Genomic DNA, 23,647 nt, shown 5'->3' with positions numbered 1-23,647 from the left:
GGTCCACATCCGGCTCATGTGGACTCGAGACTATCCCAATCCGACCCCGTGCGACATTCTCAAACAGGCTCTAAGCTCGAAGACAACAATCCTCACGAAACCAGACATTCCGAAAAGTGAATGGACTTCATTGTGTGCCCCAAACCGGACGTAAAGCTCTGGAAAGCTTCTTTCGGCACAACTATGGGAGCCGCACAGGCGCTGCCGGTTGCCTGCTGGTAGTCGCGACAGTGGCATTTCAGTATCGGATCGGCTTAGTCCCGTCTCACACCGAATTATTATGCAGGTGCATCCGCCATCCATCGGCTCCATCCTGCTCCCTTGTCCAAAGCTTTAAGAACTCCATTCTTCTTACCAAGAGGAGGCCGGAATGAGCCGGTAACTGCGCGCCAACGCAGCCTCGCAAGAAATGATTCGGAGGAAGCCCATGGCGGTATTGTCGCGCCGCGGCCTGCTCGCTGCCTTGGCGATGTCGGCTGCCGTACCTGGCCTTACACAGGCTCAGGGACTGAGCGATAGGAATATTTTCATAATTGTCCCCTTCACTCCAGGCAGCGGGCCTGATGTGCTGGCGCGTATTGTCGGGGAGGAGCTGCGCAAACGGTGGAACCAGCCGGTCATCATCGACAACAAGCCAGGTGCCAGCGGCAACATCGGTGCGGCCGCGGCGGCTCGTACCGAGCCTGATGGCCATACGATCCTGCTCAGCGTCAACACGTTCCTGATGAACGCCGCGCTCTCCAAGAGCCTGCCCTACGATCCCGTGAAGAGCTTCGCGCCAATCGTCGAGCTTGCTACAGGATCGCTTGTTCTGGCCGTCCATCCCTCGATTCCGGTCAAGAGCACACGGGAACTAATCGCCTACGCCAAGGATAAGCCCGGCCAAGTCACCTACGCATCGCCCGGACGTGGGACGCCGCAGCACCTCGCGATGGAACTGTTCAAGCTCACGGCTGGGGTGGATCTCCGGCACGTCCCCTACACGGGTTCCGCCGGCGCCGTGAAGGATCTGGTGGGCGGGCATGTGGGCGCAATGTTCGTCCCGGTGCACACCGTACTTCCGATGGCGGCTGAGAACCAAGTTCGACTGCTCGCGCTCGGAAGCGAGAAGCGCTCCACGCTTGCGCCGGATGTGCCGACCCTGGCGGAAGAGGGGGTCAGCGGGTTCGAGGTTGATCTCTGGTATGCCTTGAGCGCTCCGGCGGGCACGCCGAAGGACATCATCGACCGCTACAACAAGGTCGTGAACGAGATCTTGGCCTCACCCAATGTCCGCGACCAGTTCGCCAAGCAAGGGCTCGTGCCGGTCGGCGGCTCGCCGCAGCAGTTGGCCGCCCTCATCGAGAAGGACCTGCCCCGCTGGGCGAAAGTGGTCAAGGACGCGGGCATCACCCAGGAATAGGCGCTCAAACCGGTTCCGTGTGCAAAGCGATCAGCAAGGTCTAATGCGAGCTTTGTCCTGGCTCACCGCCAGAACACCAAACTCCATTCCACAAGGCATTTCATGGGGAGATTTCGATGAAGCGGATCGATGCGTTCACGCACTTCTTTCCGAAAGGCTACTACGATTTGATGGGAGAAGTAGCGGGCCACATGGGAGATATGGTTCGCCGTGCCCGGGCCATCCCGGCGATCCACGATCTCGACGAGCGCTTCCGCGTGATGGACAAGTTCCCCGATTATGCGCAGGTTCTGTCACTGCCGGCTCCGCCGCTGGAGATCATCTCGGGAGGCAATCCGGATACGGCGCTCGAACTTGCCAAGCGCTGCAATGATGGGCTGGCGGAACTGTGCGCCAAATATCCTGACCGCTTTCCCGCCTTCGTTGCCCAGACGCCTCTTGCAACGCCGGATGCCGGCGTCGCGGAAACCCAGCGCGCGATCCGCGATCTCGGCGCGATCGGCACTCAGATCTACAGCAATGTGGCTGGCAAGCCGCTCGACCGGCCGGAATTCGAAGCTTTCTTCGCGGCCATGAACGACCTTCGCAAACCCATATGGCTGCATCCGTCCCGAGGCGCCAAACATCCGGACTATCTCGATGAGAAGAAGTCGCTCTACGAGATCTGGTGGACCTTCGGCTGGCCCTACGAGACCAGTGTCGCCATGGCGCGGCTCGTCTTCTCGCAGACGCTCGACAAGTATCCAAACCTCAAGATCATTGCGCACCATCTCGGCGCCATGGTCCCCTATTTCGAAGGGCGCGTCGGACCAGGGTGGGATCAGCTTGGCAAACGCACCTCCGACGAGGACTACTTCTCCCTCCTGAAGAGCCTCAAGAAGCGTCCGCTGGACTACTTCAAGCAAGATTTCTACGCCGATACTGCCGTGTTCGGCTCCAGGGCGGCAACCATGTGCGGGCTCGAGTTTTACGGCATCGATCATGTCGTCTTTGCATCCGACTGCCCGTTCGATCCCGAGCAGGGACCCGGTTACATTCGTGAAACCCTCCAGATTCTTGAGGGTCTAAACTTATCCACAGAGGATAAGGAGAAGATCTACTTCCGGAATCTGGAAAAGCTCACCGGGCATAGCTTCTCAAGCTGATAATGAGCGACTTGAAACAGGAAGACACCGAGGTCGTCATCGTCGGAGGCGGCCCTGTCGGTATAGGACTGGCGATTGAACTTGGGCAACGTGGAATCCACTGCGTTGTCGTCGAGCGCTACACGTCTCCGCAACCCATTCCAAAAGGCCAAAATCTGACCCAGCGAACAATGGAGCATTTCTATTTTTGGGGTGCGGAGAAGGCCCTGCGTGCTGCGAGAACGATCCCGCGTGAATATGGCATTGGAGGTTTGACCGCGTATGGGACTCTTCTTGGTGGCTATACCTACGACTGGCTTCAGCGGGAACTCGTAAGGCCGTTCTATTTCACCGATAACGAACGGCTGCCGCAATACGCAACAGAGGCGGTGCTCCGGCAGCGTGCCGCCGAGATCCCGGAAGTGCGCACACTGTACGGGTGGAGCGCTGAGGAGGTAAACCAAGACGTTGATGGCGTACATGTCGTCATCGCGAAGCGGGGTGGAGATGACCGCCGAGTTCTGCGTGCCCGATACCTTGTAGGCTGTGATGGCAGCCGGTCCCTGGTGAGGGAGCAGAGCGGCATCACACAGATCCGCTCGGACCACGACCGGCTGATGGTCCTTCTGGTGTTCCGCTCCGGAGGCCTCCACCAGCTCCTGGAGCGCTTTCCTGGCAAATCATACTACAATGTTCTTGATCCTGAGCTGAAGGGATACTGGAAGTTCTTCGGCCGTGTGGATCTCGGAACAACGTGGTTCTTCCATGCACCTGTCCCCCTTGGAACGACCAAGGATAATTTCGATTTCAGGCTGTATCTTCATTCCGCCGTAGGGGCGGGGTTCGACGTGGAGTTCGAGCATATCGGCTTCTGGGACCTGCGGTTTGCCACGGCTGATACTTACCGAAAAGGCCGTATCTTCATTGCGGGTGATGCCGCGCACAGCCATCCGCCGTATGGTGGCTATGGCATCAATACCGGCTTCGAGGATGCCGTGAACCTTGGCTGGAAGCTTCCTGCCGTGTTGCAGGGGTGGGCCGGGTCTGGGCTCCTGGATACCTACGACGAGGAGCGAAGGCCGGTCTTTGAGACGACGGCACGGGATTTTATCGAGCGGGCAATCGCGGCTGACAGGCACTTCCTTGATACATACAATCCGGATCGTGACCGGGGCATGTTCGAGCGTGAATGGGAAGCCCGTAGCTCCGGCGCGAAGGCCGAGATCAATGCCTTCGAGCCCAACTACCGCGGCTCCTCGATTGTGTGGGGAAGCCCTGGAAGCGGCTGCAGCGCTCTCGGTTCACATCGTTTCGAAGCACGCGCGGGACATCATCTCGCGCCTTTGCTTCTCTCGTCAGGTCGCAACATCTATGAGGATCTCGGTCAGGGCTTTTCGCTCCTGGGCCTGGACGTCGATGAAAGGACCCTGCAATCCTTCGAAGAAGCCGCCAAACAATTGCGCCTGCCCCTCAAGATCATCAGGGATACCTGCGATGCCGGGCGCGAGCGATATCGGGCAAGATTGATCCTCATCCGCCCTGATCAGTTCGTCGCCTGGGCTTCCAGCGACAGCAACGCTGACGGAGCAGAGATTCTGAGGCGGACTATTGTTGCAGGGTAGCGGAAAACACAGCCTATTGACCTGCAACCGTGATCCCACTCTGGGTAGACGCAGCCTTCTGGCCTGAGGCATCGAACTGCTTGAGGTAAGCGATCAAGTCCTCGATCCTCTGCTCGTCCTTGAGGCCGGCATAGACCATCTTGGTCCCAGGAATTTTGGCCCGCGGGTCCTTGATGTAATCGGAGAATATCGCCTCATCCCAAGTGATGCCGGAGTTTTTGTTCGCCGGTGAGTAGTTGTAGCCTTCCACCGTCCCGGCCTTCCGTCCGAACAAGCCATTGAGCACCGGGCCAACCGCGTTCTTCGCCGTGGGGCCAACCTGATGGCAGGCGCGGCATTGCGAAAACACTCTCTCGCCGGCTGCTACATCCTGCGCCTGAACCATCGTCGGGCTGAATGCCAGCGTGACCGATATGAGAACAGCAACGCGCATGGGAGAGCCTGTAAGTGGTACCGCGGTTCAAAGCACAACAGGAGAGCGGCAATGCGGTTCCATAAGCTCTGCGGGTATGAGCAGCGATGCTACTTCCGGATAGCTGCGATCACTTCGCACTACATGGATTGATGCATCGCACAATAGACGTGTGCGATGCATCAATAATTTCATTCCTGTTTTCAGATCACACCGAAAAAATCGATAATGACATCTTGCTGTATCAAGGCGAAGGCAAAGTCGCTGGATAGTGAGGTGAAATGAAGGAACGTCGAAGCGATCTTCCTTTTGGTCACGAATGATTGACTGGAATTCGAAGCGTTCTAAGACTCATAGTTTAGTTATTGCGTGACGACGCGCCCATAATCAAAAATTGGGAGGAACGAGATGGTCAGCCTGACGATCAATGGAACGGTTCACCAAGTCGATGCTGAACCAGACACGCCTCTGTTGTGGGTGATCCGCGAGCAGGTCGGACTGACCGGCACGAAGTATGGCTGCGGCGTTGCGCAGTGCGGCGCCTGCACCGTCCATGTAGACGGCGTTGCCACACGTTCCTGCAGTCTCCCGGTATCGGCGGTCACGCCCGAACAGAAGATCGTGACGATCGAAGGTTTGTCTCCGGACACATCGCACCCGTTGCAGAAGGCCTGGCTCGAACTTGATGTTCCGCAATGCGGCTATTGCCAGACAGGTCAGATCATGGCCGCCGCGGCGCTCCTTCAGGCCAATCCCAGCCCCTCCGACGAGGACATCGTGGCCGAGATGACGAATATCTGTCGATGCGGAACCTACAACCGCATCAAGGCGGCCATTAAGCTCGCTGCCTCAGAGAACCGCGGCTGATCGGGATCGGGAGGAACCAATGACTGCTGCACTCGATGTGTCTCGCCGCTCATTTCTCGTCGGTTCCGCTGCTGCGGCCGGAGGGCTGGCGCTGGGCTTCAATGTTCCCTTGACCGGGGAGGCGCTTGCGCAAACCACCCCGGAGATCAATGCCTGGGTGATGGTAAGGCCGGATGAAACGGTGGTGGTGCGGATCGGTCGCGTCGAGATGGGGCAGGGCACTCTCACCGGCCTCGCCCAGCTCGTTGCTGAAGAGCTCGAATGCGACTGGTCGAAGGTCACGACCGAGTATCCAACTCCAGGCCAGAACGTTGCACGCAGCCGCGTTTGGGGCAATTTCCAAACTGCCGGAAGCCGGGGCGTTCGGGACTCGCATGATTACATGCGCAAGGGAGGTGCCGCCGCCCGGCAGATGCTGATCCAGGCCGCCGCCAACGGGTGGGGAGTGCCGGCCGGCGAGTGCACAGTGGCGAAAGGCGTCATCACTCACTCTTCCTCAGGCCGCACGATCACCTATGGCAAGGTTGCCGAGGCGGCGTCGAAGCTCGAGGCTCCGAAGGACGTCCAGCTCAAGGATCCCAAGGACTGGACGATTGCCGGTAAACCCCTCAAGCGGCTCGATACGGCCGAAAAGCTCAACGGCTCGCAGATCTACAGCATCGACGTGAAGCGTCCGGGGATGCTCAATGCTGCCATCAAGGCCTGCCCGGTGTTCGGCGGAAAGCTCAAGAGCTTCGATGCCGCACAGGTCCAAGGCATGCCCGGAGTCAAGAAGGTCGTTGCCGTCGGCGACAATGCCGTCGCGGTCGTGGCCGACACGTGGTGGCGCGCCAAGACGGCCCTCGACGCCCTTCCCATCGAATGGGACGGTGGGCCGAATGCCGCCCTCTCCAGCGAGAGCATCGATCAGATGCTCAAGGAGGGGTTGAAGGCGGAGCAGGCTTTCGTCGGCAACCAGGCCGGTGATGTCAAAGCCGCCATCGCGGGTGCAGCCAAGAAGGTGGAAGCCGAATACGGTTTCCCATACCAGCATCATGCCACCATGGAGCCGATGAACGCCACGGCTCTGTGGACCAATGAGAGGTGCGAGGTCTGGACGGCAACTCAGAATGCCGAGGCTGCTCTCGCTACAGCCGTGACGGCCTCGGGCCTGCCGATCGAGAAATGCGACGTCTACCGCCAGAATCTCGGCGGCGGCTTCGGCCGGCGCGCCACAAGCCACGATTACGTCCGTCAGGCGGTCCTGATCGCCAAGGAGATGCCCGGCACCCCCGTGAAGCTGATCTGGTCCCGTGAAGAAGACATGCTGCACGGGCATTATCACCCCATCACACAGGCCAAGATGGTCGGAGCTCTCGATGCGGACGGGAATCTGACCGGACTGCACATGCGCATCTCGGGCCAGTCCATCCTGGCGGGCGTCAATCCCCAGGGCCTCCAGAACGGACGGGACCCAGCCACGTTCCAGGGTTTGAATCCGACAGGGACGGAGGGTGTGCTCGGCTACACGATTCCGAACCTGCTCGTCGATCACGCCATGCGAAATCCGCCGATCCCGCCAGGCTTCTGGCGCGGCGTGAACAACAACCAGAATGCTCTGTACCTCGAGTGCTTCATGGATGAACTGGCGCATGCTGCCAGCAAGGATCCGCTGGAGTTCCGGCGCAAGCTGCTCGTCAACCATCCCAAGCACCTCGCCGTGCTCAATGCGGTGGCTGAGAAGGGAGGCTGGGGCACGCCGGCGCCGCAGGGCGTCTACCGCGGACTTGCCCAGCACATGGGCTATGGCAGCTACGTTGCAGCCTGTGCGGAGGTCTCGGTCGGCGACAACGGGGTGCTGAAAATCCATCGTATCGTGGCGGCGACGGATTGCGGCCATGCCGTGAATCCTCAGCAGATCGCAGCCCAGATCGAAGGCTCCTTCGCCTACGGCCTGACCGCCCTGCTTTACGGCGAGATCACTCTGAAGGACGGCAAGGTGGAGCAGGAGAACTTCGACTCCTACCAGATGATGCGCATGGACGAGATGCCTGAGGTCGAATCCATCGTAATGCCGTCGGGAGATTTCTGGGGCGGCGTCGGCGAGCCGACGATCTTCGTGGCGGCGCCGGCGGTGCTGAATGCGATCTTCGCTGCAACCGGCAAACGCATTCGCTCCGGCCCATTGACGAAAGCCGACCTGCGCAGGGCTTGAGGCCATGGGCAGGAGGCGTCTGGCATCTGCTCTCACGCTGGGAAGCATGATGTCGATGGCGGTCACCATGATGGCCGAAGCAGTGCCGGCAGCGGCTCAAGGCGTGGCGCCCCCCGGCGCCACAGCCTGCTCCGGCTGTCATGGCCCAGTCGCTCCCGGTGCGGCTATTGCTCCTCTTCACGGCCGCCCCTCGGAGGAAATCGTTGCTGCCATGCAGGACTTCCGGACGGGCCAGCGTCCGGCGACTGTCATGGATCGCATCGCCAAGGGCTTCACGGACGAGGAAACCCGCGCCATTGCATCCTGGCTCAGTCAGCAACCCTGAGAGGTCGGCATGTCTCAAGCCCTGACCCGAAGGACGATTCTGAAAACGGCAGCCATTGGAGCAGCCGCCGCTACATTCTCCCGCCGGACGGCTGCCCAGACCCCGCCAAAGGTCGTCGTTGTCGGAGGCGGCTTCGGAGGGGCCACGTGCGCCAGGGAACTGAAGCGGAGGGGACTGGCTGTAACCCTCGTCGAGGCGAGCGCTATCTATACCGCGTGCCCGTTCAGCAACGCGGTGCTTGCCGGCCTGCGTCCCATTGAGGCGCAACAGTTCAAGCTCGATGCTGTCGAGAAGGGCGGAGTTGACATCGCCCAGAAAATGGCGACCGGCGTCGATCCGCAAACGCGGCGCGTCGCACTGGAGGATGGCTCGTCGCTGGATTACGACCGTCTCGTTCTCTCTCCGGGAGTGGACATCAGGTTCGATGCCTTGCCCGGCTACGACGAGGCGGCAGCCGCAATCATGCCGCACGCGTGGAAGGCTGGAGAGCAGACGCTCCTTCTGCGGCGCCAGCTCGAAGCCATGGATGACGGTGGTACCTTTGTCATGGCGGCTCCCGGCAATCCGTTTCGCTGCCCGCCGGGGCCGTACGAGCGCGCGAGCCTGATCGCGCATTACCTTAAGACGCACAAGCCGCGTTCCAAGCTCCTCATCCTGGATGCAAAGGACAGCTTCTCCAAACAGCGCCTGTTCCAGGCTGCGTGGCAGGATTTCTATCCCGACATGATCGAGTGGGTGTCCCTGTCGACTGGTGGCAAGGTCATCGAAGTCGATGCGAAGACCAAGACGCTGGTCACCGACTTCGGACGGCATACCGGCGACGTCGTTAACGTCATCCCGCCGCAGCGGGCCGGCCGGATCGCACAGGTAGCCGGCGTTGCGGATCGGAGCGGATGGTGTCCCATTGATCCCGTGACCTTCGAGTCGCGCCTTCAGCCGAATATTCACGTAATCGGCGATGCCTCGATTGCGGGCGGCATGCCGAAGTCGGCTTTCTCCGCTAACGCCCAGGGCAAGGTCTGCGCTGCGGCAATCGCGAGCCTTCTCCGAGGCGAGGGTCCGACCGAGCCAAAGCTCATCAACACCTGCTACAGCCTCGTGGCGCCCGATTACGGGATTTCCGTCGCCGGCGTGTACAGTCCGCGCAATGGGGTGCTGACCGACGTGGAGGGGGCTGGCGGCACCAGCCCTGTGAACGCACCGCCTTCCTTCAGGGCTCAGGAAGCTGTCTATGCCGAAGCATGGTTCCAGACCACCACCAGTGAAGTCTACGGCTGATGCGCTCTCTGCGATGGCTCTGGCCCTCCTCGCCATCTATCCCAGGCAGGTCATGGCCGAGGCCCTGCGCCCGTACGAGGTCGTTGGTGACGCCATCCCGGAGTCGCTGACAGGCGTCAGGGGGGATCCTGCCCGCGGTCGTGCCATCGTCGTGGATCGTCAGAAAGGCCTTTGTTTGCTGTGTCATGCCGGCCCGTTTCCGGAGCAGCGCTTTCAAGGAAACCTCGCCCCCGACCTGACAGGGGCCGGAACCCGCTGGTCGGAAGGTCAGCTGAGACTTAAGATCGTCGACAGCAGGCGGCTGAATCCTGCGACAATCATGCCGCCCTACTACAACATGGATGGTCTCGTCCGCGTCGGGCGGAACTGGCAGGATAAGCCCGTGTTGAGCGCAGAGCAGGTCGAGGACGTGGTAGCGTTCCTCACAACGCTAACGGAGACGCCATGAGCCGGAAGCCAAGACCCGTTGGGACGTCGAGACGCGAGATACTTGCAGCCGGCGCGGGAGCTCTGGCGCTGATCGTCGCTCGCCCTGCTCGGGCTACGCCTGAGAGCATGGCTGACGCCATCAAGGCCTTCGTCGGCGAGGCGGAGGTGCGCGAGGGGAGGGTAACCCTCGAGCTTCCCGCACTCGTAGAAAACGGCAACTCCGTACCCTTGACTGTGAAGGTCGACAGTCCGATGACCGCACAGGATCACGTGAAGAGGATCGCTGTCTTCAATGAACGCAATCCGCAGCCGAACGTAGCGCTCTTCTATTTGAACCCACGGGCCGGACGGGCCCTCGTTTCCACCCGCATCCGCTTGGGGGACTCCCAAAACATCGTCGCAATTGCTCAGCTGAGCGACGGCACGTTCTGGTCCGACAAGGCCGAGCTCATCGTCACTTTGCCGGCCTGCGTGGAGAGTTGAACATGGCACGCGCACTCATCAATGTTCCCGCCAAGGCCAAGCGTGGCGACATCATCGAGATCAAAGCCCTCATGTCGCATCCGATGGAGACGGGATATCGAACCGGGCCCGACGGAGCGCTCGTGCCGCGCGACATCATCAATCGTTTCATCTGCACATATAACGGCGAGGAAATCTTCAGCGCGGATCTATTCCCGGCCATAGCCGCCAACCCGTTTTTCTCCTTCACCACCATCGCCATGGAGAGCGGACGCATCGCGTTCCGATGGATCGACGACCGGGGGCAGGCGCATCTCGAGACAGCAGAGATCGCGGTCGAATGAACAGGGTGCTGAAAGGCTTTGCGCAGGCCGCCTGGTTCGGGGGCGCACTGAGCCTTGCCATCCCTCTTGCCCTTGCTGAATCGCCGCTGCCGGAGCGAAAGTCCGGGTTCGAGTTCATGAGCCCGGAATCGCAGGCGACCCAGCAGGACGACTTCTCGAACCCAGGCATGCTGTGGGTTGCCGAGGGCGAGGCGCTCTGGAACGCGAAGGCTGGTGCGACCGGGCGCTCGTGCGCCGGGTGCCATGGAGATGCGGCAGTGAGCATGAAAGGCGTTGCCGCGCGCTACCCTGTCTTTTTTGCCGAGAGCGGACGACCGATTGATCTCCAAAGCCGCATCAATGTCTGCCGCAAGACCAATCAGGACGCGACACCTTTTCCGCTCGAAAGCCGGGAGCTCCTCGCGCTCTCGGCTTTCCTTGGAAAGCAGTCGCGAGGCATGCCGATTACGACGGGTGAGGACAAGCGCCTCGAACCGTTCCGTGCGCGGGGGCAGGAGCTTTATGAGCAGCGGCAGGGTCAACTGAACTTCTCCTGCGCCAATTGTCACGATGGCAACTGGGGCAGGAAGCTTGCCAGCAGCGTCATCCCTCAGTCCCATCCGACAGGTTACCCTCTCTATCGCCTGGAATGGCAGAGCATGGGCTCCTTGCAGCGGCGGCTGCGAAACTGCATGGTGGGTGTGCGGGCTGAGCCATACCCCTACGGCTCGCAGGAATATGTCGATCTTGAACTGTTCCTGATGACCCGCGCCAGGGGCATGCCCTTGGAAACACCAGCCGTTCGGCCCTGAAGGGGCGCGGGCTAGCCGTTCGTAGGCTTATCCCCCAGCTTGGGTCCCACGGTCAGGGAGATGGCCTCCCCCTGCTTGAGCCCATAGGCGGCAAGAGCCTGGCTCAGTTCCTGTGCCGCGGCACCGGCCCTGACTTGATCGCTGGAGATCTTCTTGTTCCAATTATCGGACTCGTTCTCCGGGGGCGTCCAGCCAAGGCGCTTGAGCACTTCGGGGGCATCCTCCTTCATGAGAGGGTAATTGAACTTGCTGACAGCCTCTGCGAGCAGCCCATCCTCGGATCGGATGACGGAGACGAAGTACTTTTCCTTCTCACTGTAGACCTTCGCGGTCATATCCGGCTGCGATGCCACGAAGGCCACCAGGTCGGACAGGCACTTCTCGCTGAAGCGCCTCAGTTGCTGAGTCATCGTCCCTGAGCACGACGTTTCTTCAGCCTGCTGAGCAACCGCTGCTCCCGAAACGGGGGCAGAGACGAACAGCATGAAGGTTGCAACCTGAAGATTCCTTTGCCAGCAGATCATCGGGCTCCTCCCCAAGTGGGCGATACCAACCAACAGAGCCTAGGATCTTCGGTTCCTCAAGATCGATTGCATTCGACGGGAGGTGGTACTCGACTTACTTAAGCCCGTCACCATTTCGACTCCTCACCTTCGTTCATAAAGACATTATAACGTCAATTTTGCGGTACTCGGCAGTAACGATTGAGCATATCAGTTGCAGCCGAAATTCAAACGAAGTGAATGGCCGCTCTTGGTACGGCGCTGACCTTAGCCGTACTTCCGCCTACCTGGGATGAGCGGACCTTTCGACAGAAATGCGCTACTACTCAGTTTGACCCTGAGAAGACATTTAGGCCTTCGGTGACGGTTCTATCTATGTTCCTGTCAGCAGATCGACGGACTTTGCGTCTGTCGTCTGGCCACTATTAAGGCTTAAGGAGGAACAACCGAGCCAAGGGTACGCATCAGGTGGTGTGACGTGAGCGCAAGATGCAGAGTTTCAAGGTAGGGGCAGCTGACGTTCCTGCGGGGCTGCCAGAGAATGGCCCAAGGAAGACTTTCGAAGCCATGGACAGTTAGTTGGCCCAGAACGATTAGTGAAGGGAGCCTCGGTCAATGCTTAGCTAGCCAACTGGACAACTCAGCCATAAATTTCTCGGGACGCTCCATCAGGAAAAAATGGCTGCAGCCCTCAAACATGACAGTCTCCGAATTGCGAATTCCTGACGAGAGCCATTCTGTACAGGTTGGCGAGCAGATCGGATCCTGTGTGCCGCCCATGATCAGGGACGGACATTCGATCTCTCCGAGGCGGTTAAGCGTGTCGTGCTCAAGGCAGGCCCAGTTCTGCCGGATATAGCAGGCGGGAAGCCGTGTCTCGCCTCCGATTAGGCTCTCGATGCGGGCGATCTGGTCGCGCTCACGATTGAAGAATTCGAAACCCACGAAGTTCTGAATTGAATGGTGCGCATGGTCGCGCCAGCTGTTACGCCATTCCAGCACCTCGCGCATGTTGGTGAGCACACGGTGGCCGAGAGGATCCAGCTTGGCGAAGGAGGCGCAAAGGACCAGGGAGCGGACGAGGTCGGGGCGCTCCAGAGCGATGATCTGCGCTATCGCTCCTCCCATGGACCGGCCGACAACATGGGCGTTGCTGACGCCGAGGTGCTCCAGCAGGGCAATCGTATCATGGGCGAGATCGGTCGTACTGATCGGCTCGTCGATCTGACTGCTGCGTCCTGCGCCACGGTTGTCGAAAGCAATGACCCGGTAATTGCTACGGAGAGCATTGACCTGGGGCAGCCATGCGCTGAGATCGCCGGCAAGGCCATGGATCATTACGACTGGGATCCCTTCGCCCTGATCCACGTAATTGATCTCGTACTGTCCGATCTGCGCCAGGGGCATCATTCTCGCCTTTTACATCGTAGTGGCTGCAACAAATGGGGTGAACCGCCAATCCTGACTGATCAGGATGGCGATTGCTCCAAGGTGCGGGCTCCGGCCATGAAAGTCCTTCAAGCCGCAGCCTTCTCTGCCGTGAACTCCTGGATCATATCGCAAAACTTCTCCGGCGCCTGCAGTGGGGGAACATGCGCGCATTTGGAAACCAGCTCGAAGCGGCCATTCGGCACAAGGCCGGCGAGTTCCTGAGCCATTGCGGGAGGGGTTGCTTCGTCCCACTCTCCGACCGAGGCGAGAACCGGAACAGACACTGCTTTCACCTGATCCCGGAGATCGAGACCAGCCAGCATCCCGCACGCCTGCCGGAACACGTTTGAATCTGTCATCAGGAAGCGTTCCCTGCGGATGGCAACCGCATCTGGGTTCTCTGCGGCCATGGCCGGTGGATAAAGCCGTCGCATGGCAATATCGGCAATTGCCTCAAGCCCCGCCTCTTCGGTTTTGCGCGCCATGATCCGGAACGCCTCCCGGCCTTGATCACTGAAGGCTGCGCCGCAGCCTGCCAGAATGATGTGAGACGCAAGCTTTGGCTCAGTGATGCTGATTGCCAAGGCAAGGAACGAGCCGAACCCATTGCCGACCAGAACCGGGTGCTCGTTGGGGCAGAGGGCTCGAGCGGCTTCGGCCAAGTGGCTGCCCCACGCGTTCAGATCACCGTCGATGGCATCCGATGACCCGAAGCCCGGCAGATCGAGCGCAACCACGCGGAAGGTTTTTGCAAGCTGTGGAACGACAGCATCAAAACTGGTGCGATCCGCGAGAAGCGAATGCAGAAGAACGAGGCTTTGTCCCTGACCGCTGATCTGAGCAGCGACACGCCCTCGGTTTGTGGAAACAACATTCATTAATGGACTCCAAGATGTTGATTGAGCAGATCGGGGGAAGCGGCAAGATCGGGGGCGCAGCCGCGCCAGACAACCTCGCCGGATGATAGCACCACGCACTCGTCAGCCAGGCTGAGCGCGAGCGGAATGTTGTGCTCGACCAGCAGGATCGAGAGGCCGTTGGCTTTCAGGGCGCGGATAGCATCGGCCACCTCTGACACGATCTGCGGTGCAAGCCCTTCCGCCGGTTCGTCGAGCAGAAGGATCCTCGGGTTGGTGACAAGCGCGCGGGCAATCGCGAGCATCTGCTGCTCACCGCCCGAGAGGGAGCCTGCCAGCTGGCGGCGTCGCTCGCGCAGGCGTGGAAACACTTCCTCGACGGCATTGCGATCCCAGACACGGCGCGCCTCGTGCCGTGGCGCCCGGGCGGCAATCTCCAGATGCTCAGCGACTGTGAGAGTCGGGAAGATGCGCCGCCCCTGTGGGACCAGGCCGATGCCGAGGCGGCAGATGGCTTCGGGTCCAAGCCGCTCGATGGGCTTTCCAAAAAAGCGGATCGCTCCACGCTTCGGGGCGAGCAGTCCGGCAATGGCGGACAAGGTTGTTGTCTTTCCGGCTCCGTTACGTCCCAAGAGAGCCGTGACCGTGCCTTCCATACAATGAAGGTCGACATCACGGACCGCGCAGGTGTCGCCGTGATACACATGCAGGTTCGAGAGAAAGAGCGCGTCAGGCACCAAGATAGATCTCCCGTGTGCGTGGGTCTGCTGCGATTTCGGCTCTGCTGCCGGTTGCAACGAGCGTTCCATGGTGAAGCAGCGTCACGCGCTCGGCGAATGCGAGCGCGACGTCCATGTCATGCTCAATCAGAAGGATGGTCGTTTCCCGGGGCAGGGTATCCAGCAGGCGCTGGACGGTCACACGCTCCTCGCGGGAGAGGCCAGCGAGGGGTTCGTCGAGAAGGAGGACGCGAGGCGATAGAGCAAGGGCTAGCGCGATCTCCAGCCGGCGCCGATCCCCGTACGAAGTTTGAGAAACCACCCGGCCGGCAATGTCGCTCATGCCGACGCGCTCCAGGAGAGCATCGGCCTCTGCGGCCAAGTCTTCATTGTTGTCGAGGGCGCTCCAGAAACCCCATTTCCCCGGGCGCAAGCCGTTGAGAGCAATCATGACATTGCGCCGGATCGTCTCCTGCGGGAACAGGGTCAGGATCTGGTAGGTTCGGCCGAGTCCCTTGGCCGCCCGCTTCTGCGGCGGCAGGCCAATGATCTCCTCCCCGAAGAGGCGGACACTTCCCTGCGTCGGTTTGAGGTCCCCACACAGGAGATTGAAGAAGGTCGTTTTGCCGGCACCATTCGGGCCGAGGAGGAGGTGGCGCTCTCCAGGCGCGATGCTCAGGGAGATTCCGTTCACCGCGGGCAGACCGCCAAAGATCTTCGAAAGGTTGGCGACTTCAAGAGCCTGTTCAGCCATCGATCCGCTCCTGACCGGCGAGAGGGGGCGCAATAGTCGGGGATGCCATACGCTTGCGGAAGCGTTCGCGCAGGTGCATCAATCCCGGAGCTAGCCCATCGGGCATTATGAGGACGATGAACACGAAGGTCGCGCCGAGCAGCATGACCCACCGATCGATCCAGATCGATGCGAGGTTCTTGAGCAGCACGACAAGAGCCGCACCGAGCAGCGGGCCCGCCAGTGTGCCTGCGCCGCCTGCGACCACCATCAGGAGAACCTCCGCCGACGCGGTCACCGCAAGCATGTGCGGGCTCACGAACTGGTGGTACCAGGCGTAGAGCAAGCCGGCCACAGCGCCCCAAGAGGCGGCAACGAGCCAGGCAACGAAGCGGATCCGCCACACATCATAGCCGAGCGCGCTCATGCGCCGGGGCTGATCCCGGGTACCACGGAGCGCAACTCCGAGGGGGCTCTCCGCAAAGCGTCCAATCTGGATGATCGCGACGGCGAGAACGATCAAGCAGAGCCACAGAAACGTCGTCGGGGTAAGCATGTCGCCGAAGGGACGTGGCACACCTGACAGGCCGTTGTCACCACCCGTCAGCGATGTCCAGCGATAGGCTCCGCCCCAGACAATCTGGCAAAGCGCCATCGTTATCATCACGAAGCCAAGACCAGTTGCCCGAAGGGCAAGCAACCCGAAGAGGCCGGCGACAAGAAACGTTCCCGCCACCGCGAGAACCGCAGCAGGTCCTGGACCAAGGCCGCCACGTGTCGACAGCCAGGCAACCAAATATGCGGCAATGCCCGGAAAGGCCGCGTGCCCGAGGGACGTGAGACCGGCATAGCCGACGAGAATGTTGAGGCCCAACGCCATCAAGGCGGCTATCGCGGCCTGGCTGGCGAGGTTGATGTAGAAATCGGACGGAGAGACGAGAGGCAGCAATGCCACGAGCCCGAGTGCGATCATGAAAGGAATGAAGCGGCGCATCAGCTGAGTCTTCTTCCGAAAAGCCCATTCGGAGCGATGGCGAGCACGGCGACCATGGGCAGGAACAGAATGACGTAAGCGAGATCGGGCACGAGCGCCTGACCGAAGGTGTAGACGAAGCCGATCAGATAGGCTCCGATGAAGGCGCCCAGCAGACTTCCGGCGCCGCCAAGGATTACCACCAGCAAGGCCAGGGGCAGCATGTCGGCGTCGAGGCCGGGGTAGACCGACAGGATCGGCCCGCCAAGCACGCCGCCGAGGCCGGCCAGAGCGGCGCCGAGGCAGAACACCGCGCTGAACAGGGCCGAAGCCGAGATGCCAATGGCGCGCGCCATCTGCATGTCGTCCACGGCTGCCCGGATCATGGCACCGATCCGGGTCCGCTCAATCAGGAGCCAGAGCCCGATGCCAATGGCGCAGGAGGCGCCCATGACGAATAGGCGATAGCGCGGGAAGGCTAGGTCACCAAGGCGGACGGCGCCGCGCAACTCCTCGGGCGGCGGCAGCCGCATGGGGTCACCGCCCCAGACCATCAGGCAGGCATCGGCGATGATGAAGGCCAGCCCAAGGGTGAGCAGAACCTGCGGCAGCGTTCGGCCCTGCAGGCGGCGCAGGAGAAATCTCTCGATGAGACCTCCCACGACGCCGACCGCCAGCGCAGCCAAGAGGGCGGCCAGCCAAAAGTTCAGCCCCGCTTGCACGCTTGCGAGCCCCACATAGGCGCCTAGCATGAAAAGCGCCCCGTGGGCGAGGTTCGCAACCCGCATCAGCCCGAAGATGAGGCTGAAGCCGGCGGCCAGCATGAACAGCAGGCCGCCGAGGGCGAGGGAGTTCAGACTCTGACTGGCCCAGAACGCCATTTTTCCAGCTCCTGAGCTTAGTTGCCGAGGTTCTTAGCCGGCGGGTAATCCCGGGTGTAGACTGGATTGGCCAGGAACTCCTTCTGGTCGTAGGTCCAGAACTGCGTCACGGCGGGATAGGTCTTGATCACCACGTTCTGGAGCCGGCTGTCCTTCATCTCCGTTTTCCGGATCGTCACGTCCATGATGGGATTGCCGAATTCGTCGAGGCTGACCTTGCCAAGCGGACCCTTGTCGAGCTTGACCGACCGGAGCGCCTTCATGAAGGCGTCCTTGTCCTCTACTTTGCCCTCGACCGCTTTGGCCGCCGCATCGACGAATGCGCAGGCCGTGTAGGCGCCAACTGAGTAATAGCCAGGATCGGCCCCATAGGCCTTCCGCATGCCCTCAGCGAACTCCTTGTTGCCGGGAGCATCCTGCGTAGCACTGTACCAGCCTGAGGAGATGACCCCGACCGCCTCTTGGCTCATAGACTTGAGGATGCCCTCATCCACAGTGGTCATGTGAGCGATGACCTTCACCGGCGATCCATATTCGGCATATTGCTGCAGGAAGCGCAGGCCATTGCCGCCTGCAAAGGACGCAAAGATCGCGTCTACATCCGTTGGAAGCTGGCTGATGAAGCTGCCATAATCGGCAACGTTCAGCGGAGGCCAGAGCTTTTTGACGACCTTTCCGCCGTTCTCCTCGAATGTGCGCTGGAAGCCTGCCGTCGTTTCATGGCCGAAGGCGAAGTCGTCACCGATTGTCGCGACGCGCTTGAGCTTCATCTCCTTCGCGGCGTACTCGCCCAGGGCATGGTTGGCTTGGGCCGAGGTGCCCACCGCGCGAACGAACCAAGGGTTCGGCTTGCGCTGGGTCATGTCTTCCGCCGCGGCGGACGGGGAGACGACCGGCACGCCCACCTGCTTGATGTAGTCGTCAATCGCCAAGGCTTCGAAGGCTGCGAGCGGGCCGATGATGGCGTGGACCTTGCTGCGCTCCACGAGCTCCTGGGCGCGGGTACGCGTGGTGGCCGGCTGGCCGCCGGTGTCGACGGTGATCAGCTCGACCTTGCGGCCAGCCATCTGTCCGCCCCGCTCCTGCAGGCAGTAATTGAGGCCTTCCTCCATCTGCTTGCCGCCGGCGGCGAGTGCGCCGGACCGCACGGTCATGAAGCCGATTCGGATGGGCTCCGGCTGGCTGAAGGCGCTGGTCGACAGTAGGCTGGCGGCGATCAGTGCCAGGCATGAGTAGGCTGTTTTGTGCGACATGGTTTCCTCCTTGTGAACTGCTCTTGACGGCAACTTTCTAATTCGTGATATTTCACGCCACTCGCAAATTCTAGTCAATAGGCAAAATTTATCATCGTACTACCTTCCCGATTGGGATATGTGAGCAGTGGAAATTGGTGATTGAGATCAGCCGTGAGCGACTTAGCTGAGATAGAAACCGTGTATCAGGGTGCTCCTGGACTGCTGCGGGACTCTGTGTATTCCCGCCTTCGGGGAGAGATCCTGGCCTGCCGGCTCGCACCCGGAGATGAACTGCGGGAGCAGGAGCTGGCGGCCCGATTCGAAGTGAGCAAACAGCCCGTACGCGAAGCGCTGCTGCGGCTGGAAAGAGAGCGCCTCGTCACGGTCGTGCCGCGCCAGGGCTACCGCGTTAATCCAGTTTCGCTGGCTGACGCACGTGACATTTTCCGCTTTCGCGGCGTTCTCGAACCAGCCTGCGCCAGCGATGGAGCAAAAAGCGCGTCGTCCGAAACGCTGGCAAAGCTCGATGCATATCGGACCTTCGGAGGCACACCGGAGGATTTCATCCGGTATAACCGCGAGTTCCACTGCGCGGTCGCCAAGACCTCTCCCTTTCCGCGCATGGCGTCTGCAGTCTGCGAGTTGATCGAGCAAGCGGACCGCCTCGTTCTCATGAGCGTGGGCTCAGTGCAGGGCCGTGATCCGGACAAGCTTGTCCATGAACATATCGCCATCATTGAGGCCCTGCAGGCTCGAAACGGTCGGCTTGCCGCAAAACTCCTTCGAGATCACGTAGCACAGGCGGAGGACCGAGTGGTTGCCGCCCTGTCTCGTCACGCGGTCGTTCTTTAAGCCTAACCCACAAGAGGAAACCCCATGAACATTCCCCAGAAGGATCTCAGCGTGAAAGCCCACGGCAACTTCATCGACGGTCGCGAGGTCGAAGGCGAAAACGGCGAGGTCATTGAGGTCCGCAATCCAGCCACCGGCGCCGTTATCGCCACCGTTCCCGAGAGCACCCGTGCCGACATTGACCGCGCCATGAAGAGCGCGCGGGTCGCATTTGAGAGCAAGGAATGGGGCGGAATGGATCTCCGCGCCCGAGTCCGCTTGGTCAATCGCATCGCCGACGCTTTCGAGGCGGCCTTACCCGAGCTGTACAAGCTTGAGACCCAGAACAACGGCCGTCCTGTCAACGAGACCCGTGCGCAGTTGTCCCGCCTGCCCGACTTCTTCCGCTACTTCGCCGGTCTTGCCATGAGCAGGCGCGATTCCGTCATTCCTGTTGAAGGGCCTTATCTCAACTATACGCGCCGCACGCCGATTGGCGTCGTCGCCAACTGTACGCCGTTTAACCACCCGCTCATGATCCTATGCAAGTCGCTCGCCGCCGTTCTGGCATCGGGTTGCACCACGGTCGTGAAGCCATCCGAGTACACGCCACTGACCACATTGCGGCTGGCGCAGATCTTCACCGACGCCGGTCTGCCACCCGGCGTATTCAACATTGTTAACGGGATGGGTCCGAATGCAGGCCGTTTCCTGGCGGAGCACCCCGACATCAACAAGCTCGTCCTCACCGGTGGCACCGAGGCCGGACGCATTGCCGGCTCCGCCGCGGCGAAAGTGTTTGCTCATCAGACGCTGGAGCTTGGTGGCAAGACTCCAGTGATGGTTTTCGATGACTACGATATTGAGCAGGCTGTGAATTACGCTGCGTTTGGCGCGTTTGTCGGCGCGGGGCAGACTTGCGTTTGCGCAGCCCGCCATATCGTCCATCGCAAGATCTACGACGAGTTCGTGGAGCGCTTGGCCGCAAAAACTCAAGCGATCAAGCTCGGCGACCCCTTCGACACCGCGACCCAGCTCGGTCCGGTCATCTCGGCCAAGCAGCGTGATCGCGTCCTAAGCTTCGTCAAGGCTGGGCTGGATGAAGGTGCACGGCTTGTTGCAGGCGGCAAGCCGGGCAACGTTGCCGGCCATGAGGGCGGCTTCTTCGTGGAGCCCACCGTGTTCGCTGATGTGACGCCAGGGATGCGGATTGCCCAGGAGGAGGTGTTCGGGCCCTTCACCGTCGTCATTCCCTTCGAAGATGAAGCTGAGGCCCTACGGATCGCCAACGATAGCCCGTATGGTTTGGCGGCCGCGATCCGCACGCGCGATGTCCATCGCGCACACCGCCTTGCCGATAGGGTGAAGGCTGGCATCGTCTGGATCAACGATCACCACCGTCTCGATCCGGCATCACCCTGGGGAGGCGTAGAGGACAGCGGCATCGGGCGCGAGTTCGGCGAGGAGAGCTTTAACGACCACTTCAATGTGAAGTCGGTTATGGTCTCTACGGAAGACCGCCGCTTCGATTGGTATCAGGGCACTGCCAACCAGCCGCGGTTGAACTAGACGGTCAGGCATCGATGCAAACGTGGCCCCTCAGTTAGCTGAGGGGCCACAGGAGGTGTTGTTTGAGGCTGAGTCAGGGGCAGTCCCTCACCTTCAACTCAAGTCTGCTAAGCCCTTGTACCCATGAATTGCTTAATGGTGGTTTCGCCAGCAGATGTGCGTGCATCTGAGCTCACTTGGCAGCGAAGATCTGGTCCTGGCACGCGTCGGTCGTTTGTCCCGTGGCCGCTTAAGCCTCAAGTTCGGGTGTTGCATCTGTGATCTTCGGTGAGGTCTGAGGCGGCTCATCGACGGGCCGCCTCTGCGTTTAGATTTCGACCTGTTCTGCAATCAGAAGAGCATCGCCAACGTCGATTCCAAGATACCGAACAGTGCTTTCGATCTTAGTGTGGCCGAGCAGAAGCTGGACGGCTCGGAGATTGCCTGTTCTTCGGTAGATCATCGACGCTTTGGTCCGCCGCAGGGAATGGGTGCCGTAGGCTGAGGGGTCGAGCCCAATGGCGCGAAGCCAGGATGTCAGCAGACGGGCGTACTGGCGCGTCGTCATCGACTTTCGCCGATTGACTCTGCTCGGGAACAGCGGCTGGCCCTTGTGCAAATCCTTCTTCTCCAACCAGCGTGCCACAGCCTCCCGGGTCTGCTCGGTGGTCTCGAACTGAACAGGCCGGCCCGTCTTCCGCTGCATGATGGTCGCTCGGGATCGCACCCGCCCATTGAGAGCCACGTCATCGACGCGGAGCGCGACCAGGTCACAGGCTCGCAGCTTGCTATCGAGAGCCAAGTTGAACAGCGCCAAGTCCCGGACGCGATGGGCAACCTGGAGCCTGACCCGATTGGACCAGAGCTCTTTGGCTTTCAGAGGCGGCTTAGGTCCAATCAGCTTGCCACGATTCCATGGTGTGGCGGTTCGGCAGGGATGGTCAGCGGTACCGTCTTGCATTGCAGTGCTCCTGAAACGAAGCCCCCCCCCCCCCCGCAATGAACCTTGGCCGTTTATGACAACAGGAAACCCAGGCTGACATTTCTTCTGAAGCCTCCGACAGCTTACCGAGATAGGCCAGACGTTCATTATTTCGCGGCGATCTCCTGCTCATGGCACGAGGCAGAAGTGGGACGAAGGTCCGCTAACGACACGGTAAGTGGCATCCCGGTGCCGATCGACAGGTCAGTTAGGCGTCCCATCCCTGTGCATGTCTCCGGCCGCCGTGCTGTAGCGCAGATCGATGTCCGGATACTCGGCGACATCCTCATCGAGACGGCGTGAGCCTACCTCCAGGATCAGGGCCGGCTGGCCGGAGCGGTTTTGCAGGTGGTGACCGTTCGGATCCCCAGCCTTGAAGCCGGCGCAGTCCCCGGCACGCAGGATCTCCTCCCGGTGGTCGGTGACGAGAACGACCTCGCCTTCCAGGACCCACACGAACTCGTCCTCGGCCGAATGCCAGTGTCGCTGCGACGACCACGCCTTGGGTGGCAAGTGCAGCAGGTTGACCCCGAACTGGGTTAGCCCGGCAGCATCACCCAAGGCCCGCCGAACCCGGTCGCGGCAGGGCACATCGTATGGTGCCGGGTAGTCGGGCCCCTAACTTCGGGCCGCAGCCATCACATCGATTTTTGCCAACGTCGAGCCTCTGGTCTTTGCCACCCTCTCAGGATCTACTCCGGAGATCAGGGCTTGGTGCGGAGACAGTATCGCGTAGGATTGAGATCTGTGAACCAGGAAAGGGGCGGGTGGCACCGAGCTGAGGCACAAGGAACGTCCGCTTAACGAAAGAACACCGGACTTCCCCGAAATGCAGGGAAATGACGCCACCTAACCCTGAGCTGACTCTGGATTGCCGGTGCGTCGCCAGATCCTCCAGGCGCGAACAGTCATTGAGGCCGCTACCGAGAGCGCCGGCAGGCCATGCTTGTCCCTGACGTTCGCATGAACCTCTTCCCGGCTTGATCATTGATCTCCTAGTCGAGGCATAGGGAGACAATCATGTCTGACACGCTGTCTGCCGCAGCCATCGCCACAAGCCAGGATGAGAAGATCCGCCAACGCGCCTACGAGATCTGGGAGAGGGAAGGCCGCACCGGCAATCCTGAGGACCACTGGTTCAGGGCGCAGCGGGAGCTTGATGATCAGGGTCAGGAACGCTCGGATGCGACGGTGGAAGATGCTCCCCCGGCCGCTGCGGCTGAAGCCAGCTCTGCTGCCTCTGGCGAAATCCCTGACGAGCGGTTTGCGGAATAGCCGTTCGGACACCTTAGGAAAGCCTGACCGTATCCTCCTGAGGTGGCAGGGCATGCCTCAGCCTGTCCTGCGCCTCCACATACGACTATCACAGGTTAATGGCAGGATGCCTCCGGTGACGTAAAGCCAGAACGTCCTTCGCACGCCACAAGGCGGAGGGCAGCCTGGCTGCGTCTGGAGAAGCGAGCGTGACCACAAACAACCTCACCAACAGCACTGCGCTGGAAGAGCCAGACGTGCTTGAGGACCTCCTGAACGTCACCGGTGATCCCGGTCCGGAGCCGACCCTGCCGCCTCATGTGGCGACCTTCCTGGGTGAGCAACTCCAGGCCTTCTACTCGCACCTGATGAACGAGCCGGTGCCCGACCGCTTCGTTCAGCTCCTCGCGCAACTGGACGGGAAACAGGGCGGCCAAGATGGCGAGTGAG

26 protein-coding genes are annotated in these 23,647 nt (G+C 60.9%); 15 read left to right on the top strand and 11 right to left on the bottom strand.

Annotated elements, in window-relative coordinates:
- The first annotated feature begins 427 nt into the window (after window positions 1-427).
- From JQC81_RS27645 to JQC81_RS27635, 3 genes are all read left to right on the top strand, one after another.
- Window positions 428-1,402 carry a Bug family tripartite tricarboxylate transporter substrate binding protein gene (locus JQC81_RS27645; RefSeq protein WP_203275005.1) on the top strand — a complete coding sequence of 325 codons (975 nt, stop codon included), beginning with the start codon at window positions 428-430 and terminating at the stop codon, window positions 1,400-1,402.
- 116 nt (window positions 1,403-1,518) lie between these two features.
- Window positions 1,519-2,547 (top strand): amidohydrolase family protein, encoded by a 1,029-nt coding sequence (locus JQC81_RS27640; RefSeq protein ID WP_203275004.1) that lies wholly within the window; start codon window positions 1,519-1,521, stop codon window positions 2,545-2,547.
- Window positions 2,548-2,549: 2 nt separating this feature from the next.
- Window positions 2,550-4,148: an FAD-dependent monooxygenase gene (locus JQC81_RS27635; RefSeq protein ID WP_203275003.1), complete on the top strand. Its 1,599-nt coding sequence runs from the start codon at window positions 2,550-2,552 to the stop codon at window positions 4,146-4,148.
- A gap of 13 nt (window positions 4,149-4,161) precedes the next feature.
- Here JQC81_RS27635 and JQC81_RS27630 read toward each other — a convergent pair whose 3' ends face one another.
- The gene (locus JQC81_RS27630; protein ID WP_203275002.1) at window positions 4,162-4,581 is read right to left on the bottom strand and encodes a c-type cytochrome; all 420 of its coding nucleotides are present in this window, start codon (window positions 4,579-4,581) and stop codon (window positions 4,162-4,164) included.
- A 387-nt stretch (window positions 4,582-4,968) separates the two neighbouring features.
- Between JQC81_RS27630 and JQC81_RS27625 the strand changes: the two genes are divergently transcribed.
- The 8 genes from JQC81_RS27625 to soxA are packed head-to-tail and all read left to right on the top strand — an operon-like array spanning window position 4,969 to window position 11,250.
- Window positions 4,969-5,427, top strand: a complete 459-nt coding sequence (locus tag JQC81_RS27625) for a (2Fe-2S)-binding protein (protein ID WP_036345969.1) — start codon at window positions 4,969-4,971, stop codon at window positions 5,425-5,427.
- 19 nt (window positions 5,428-5,446) lie between these two features.
- The gene (locus JQC81_RS27620) at window positions 5,447-7,621 is read left to right on the top strand and encodes a xanthine dehydrogenase family protein molybdopterin-binding subunit (RefSeq protein ID WP_203275001.1); all 2,175 of its coding nucleotides are present in this window, start codon (window positions 5,447-5,449) and stop codon (window positions 7,619-7,621) included.
- A gap of 55 nt (window positions 7,622-7,676) precedes the next feature.
- Window positions 7,677-7,946 carry a c-type cytochrome gene (locus JQC81_RS27615; protein ID WP_246520702.1) on the top strand — a complete coding sequence of 90 codons (270 nt, stop codon included), beginning with the start codon at window positions 7,677-7,679 and terminating at the stop codon, window positions 7,944-7,946.
- A 9-nt stretch (window positions 7,947-7,955) separates the two neighbouring features.
- Window positions 7,956-9,224, top strand: a complete 1,269-nt coding sequence (locus tag JQC81_RS27610; protein ID WP_203275000.1) for an NAD(P)/FAD-dependent oxidoreductase — start codon at window positions 7,956-7,958, stop codon at window positions 9,222-9,224.
- A gap of 13 nt (window positions 9,225-9,237) precedes the next feature.
- A complete protein-coding gene (gene soxX / locus JQC81_RS27605) occupies window positions 9,238-9,672 on the top strand; it encodes a sulfur oxidation c-type cytochrome SoxX (RefSeq protein ID WP_036345957.1) in 435 nt (144 codons plus the stop codon).
- Window positions 9,669-10,136: a SoxY-related AACIE arm protein gene (locus tag JQC81_RS27600; RefSeq protein ID WP_036345955.1), complete on the top strand. Its 468-nt coding sequence runs from the start codon at window positions 9,669-9,671 to the stop codon at window positions 10,134-10,136. Before soxX ends, JQC81_RS27600 begins: the two co-directional genes overlap by 4 nt.
- 2 nt (window positions 10,137-10,138) lie before the next feature.
- Complete coding sequence (soxZ, locus tag JQC81_RS27595; RefSeq protein WP_036345953.1) at window positions 10,139-10,459, top strand: thiosulfate oxidation carrier complex protein SoxZ; 321 nt, start codon at window positions 10,139-10,141, stop codon at window positions 10,457-10,459.
- Window positions 10,456-11,250 carry a sulfur oxidation c-type cytochrome SoxA gene (soxA, locus tag JQC81_RS27590; protein WP_203274999.1) on the top strand — a complete coding sequence of 265 codons (795 nt, stop codon included), beginning with the start codon at window positions 10,456-10,458 and terminating at the stop codon, window positions 11,248-11,250. Before soxZ ends, soxA begins: the two co-directional genes overlap by 4 nt.
- 11 nt (window positions 11,251-11,261) lie before the next feature.
- On the opposite strand, the gene JQC81_RS27585 is transcribed toward soxA, so the two are convergent.
- The 8 genes from JQC81_RS27585 to JQC81_RS27550 form a co-directional block, all read right to left on the bottom strand.
- A complete protein-coding gene (locus JQC81_RS27585; RefSeq protein WP_152568676.1) occupies window positions 11,262-11,660 on the bottom strand; it encodes a TY-Chap domain-containing protein in 399 nt (132 codons plus the stop codon).
- 705 nt (window positions 11,661-12,365) lie between these two features.
- Entirely contained in the window at window positions 12,366-13,160 is a 795-nt protein-coding gene (locus tag JQC81_RS27580) for an alpha/beta fold hydrolase (protein WP_210347291.1), read from the bottom strand.
- Window positions 13,161-13,270: 110 nt separating this feature from the next.
- Window positions 13,271-14,062 carry an alpha/beta fold hydrolase gene (locus tag JQC81_RS27575; RefSeq protein WP_203274997.1) on the bottom strand — a complete coding sequence of 264 codons (792 nt, stop codon included), beginning with the start codon at window positions 14,060-14,062 and terminating at the stop codon, window positions 13,271-13,273.
- On the bottom strand, window positions 14,062-14,778 hold the full coding sequence (locus JQC81_RS27570; protein WP_312887596.1) for an ABC transporter ATP-binding protein: 717 nt from the start codon (window positions 14,776-14,778) through the stop codon (window positions 14,062-14,064). The genes JQC81_RS27575 and JQC81_RS27570 overlap by 1 nt, the downstream gene beginning before the upstream one ends.
- Window positions 14,771-15,514, bottom strand: coding sequence for an ABC transporter ATP-binding protein (locus tag JQC81_RS27565; protein ID WP_203274995.1), 744 nt, complete (start codon window positions 15,512-15,514; stop codon window positions 14,771-14,773). The genes JQC81_RS27570 and JQC81_RS27565 overlap by 8 nt, the downstream gene beginning before the upstream one ends.
- Window positions 15,507-16,487 (bottom strand): branched-chain amino acid ABC transporter permease, encoded by a 981-nt coding sequence (locus JQC81_RS27560; RefSeq protein WP_203274994.1) that lies wholly within the window; start codon window positions 16,485-16,487, stop codon window positions 15,507-15,509. Before JQC81_RS27560 ends, JQC81_RS27565 begins: the two co-directional genes overlap by 8 nt.
- Complete coding sequence (locus JQC81_RS27555; RefSeq protein WP_203274993.1) at window positions 16,487-17,347, bottom strand: branched-chain amino acid ABC transporter permease; 861 nt, start codon at window positions 17,345-17,347, stop codon at window positions 16,487-16,489. The genes JQC81_RS27560 and JQC81_RS27555 overlap by 1 nt, the downstream gene beginning before the upstream one ends.
- A 17-nt stretch (window positions 17,348-17,364) precedes the next feature.
- The gene (locus JQC81_RS27550) at window positions 17,365-18,600 is read right to left on the bottom strand and encodes an ABC transporter substrate-binding protein (RefSeq protein WP_203274992.1); all 1,236 of its coding nucleotides are present in this window, start codon (window positions 18,598-18,600) and stop codon (window positions 17,365-17,367) included.
- A gap of 153 nt (window positions 18,601-18,753) precedes the next feature.
- Here JQC81_RS27550 and JQC81_RS27545 point away from each other — a divergent pair, with 153 nt between their 5' ends.
- Window positions 18,754-19,434 carry a GntR family transcriptional regulator gene (locus tag JQC81_RS27545; protein ID WP_312887595.1) on the top strand — a complete coding sequence of 227 codons (681 nt, stop codon included), beginning with the start codon at window positions 18,754-18,756 and terminating at the stop codon, window positions 19,432-19,434.
- 24 nt (window positions 19,435-19,458) lie between these two features.
- Window positions 19,459-20,982 (top strand): aldehyde dehydrogenase, encoded by a 1,524-nt coding sequence (locus tag JQC81_RS27540; RefSeq protein ID WP_203274991.1) that lies wholly within the window; start codon window positions 19,459-19,461, stop codon window positions 20,980-20,982.
- A 307-nt stretch (window positions 20,983-21,289) separates the two neighbouring features.
- Here JQC81_RS27540 and JQC81_RS27535 read toward each other — a convergent pair whose 3' ends face one another.
- Together JQC81_RS27535 and JQC81_RS27530 are read right to left on the bottom strand one after the other, a co-directional pair.
- Window positions 21,290-21,922 carry a tyrosine-type recombinase/integrase gene (locus JQC81_RS27535; RefSeq protein WP_203274990.1) on the bottom strand — a complete coding sequence of 211 codons (633 nt, stop codon included), beginning with the start codon at window positions 21,920-21,922 and terminating at the stop codon, window positions 21,290-21,292.
- A gap of 225 nt (window positions 21,923-22,147) precedes the next feature.
- Window positions 22,148-22,504 (bottom strand): cupin domain-containing protein, encoded by a 357-nt coding sequence (locus tag JQC81_RS27530; RefSeq protein ID WP_210347290.1) that lies wholly within the window; start codon window positions 22,502-22,504, stop codon window positions 22,148-22,150.
- A gap of 459 nt (window positions 22,505-22,963) precedes the next feature.
- Between JQC81_RS27530 and JQC81_RS27525 the strand changes: the two genes are divergently transcribed.
- The gene (locus JQC81_RS27525; RefSeq protein ID WP_203274988.1) at window positions 22,964-23,218 is read left to right on the top strand and encodes a DUF2934 domain-containing protein; all 255 of its coding nucleotides are present in this window, start codon (window positions 22,964-22,966) and stop codon (window positions 23,216-23,218) included.
- Window positions 23,219-23,406: 188 nt separating this feature from the next.
- The gene (locus tag JQC81_RS34185) at window positions 23,407-23,646 is read left to right on the top strand and encodes a NepR family anti-sigma factor (protein ID WP_246520700.1); all 240 of its coding nucleotides are present in this window, start codon (window positions 23,407-23,409) and stop codon (window positions 23,644-23,646) included.
- Window position 23,647: the final 1 nt, after the last annotated feature.

The sequence above is a fragment of the Microvirga arabica genome (assembly GCF_016811235.1).
GTDB lineage: Bacteria > Pseudomonadota > Alphaproteobacteria > Rhizobiales > Beijerinckiaceae > Microvirga > Microvirga arabica.
The sequence above is the reverse complement of the archived record's forward strand: the minus strand, read 5'-3'. Positions and strand labels throughout refer to the sequence as shown.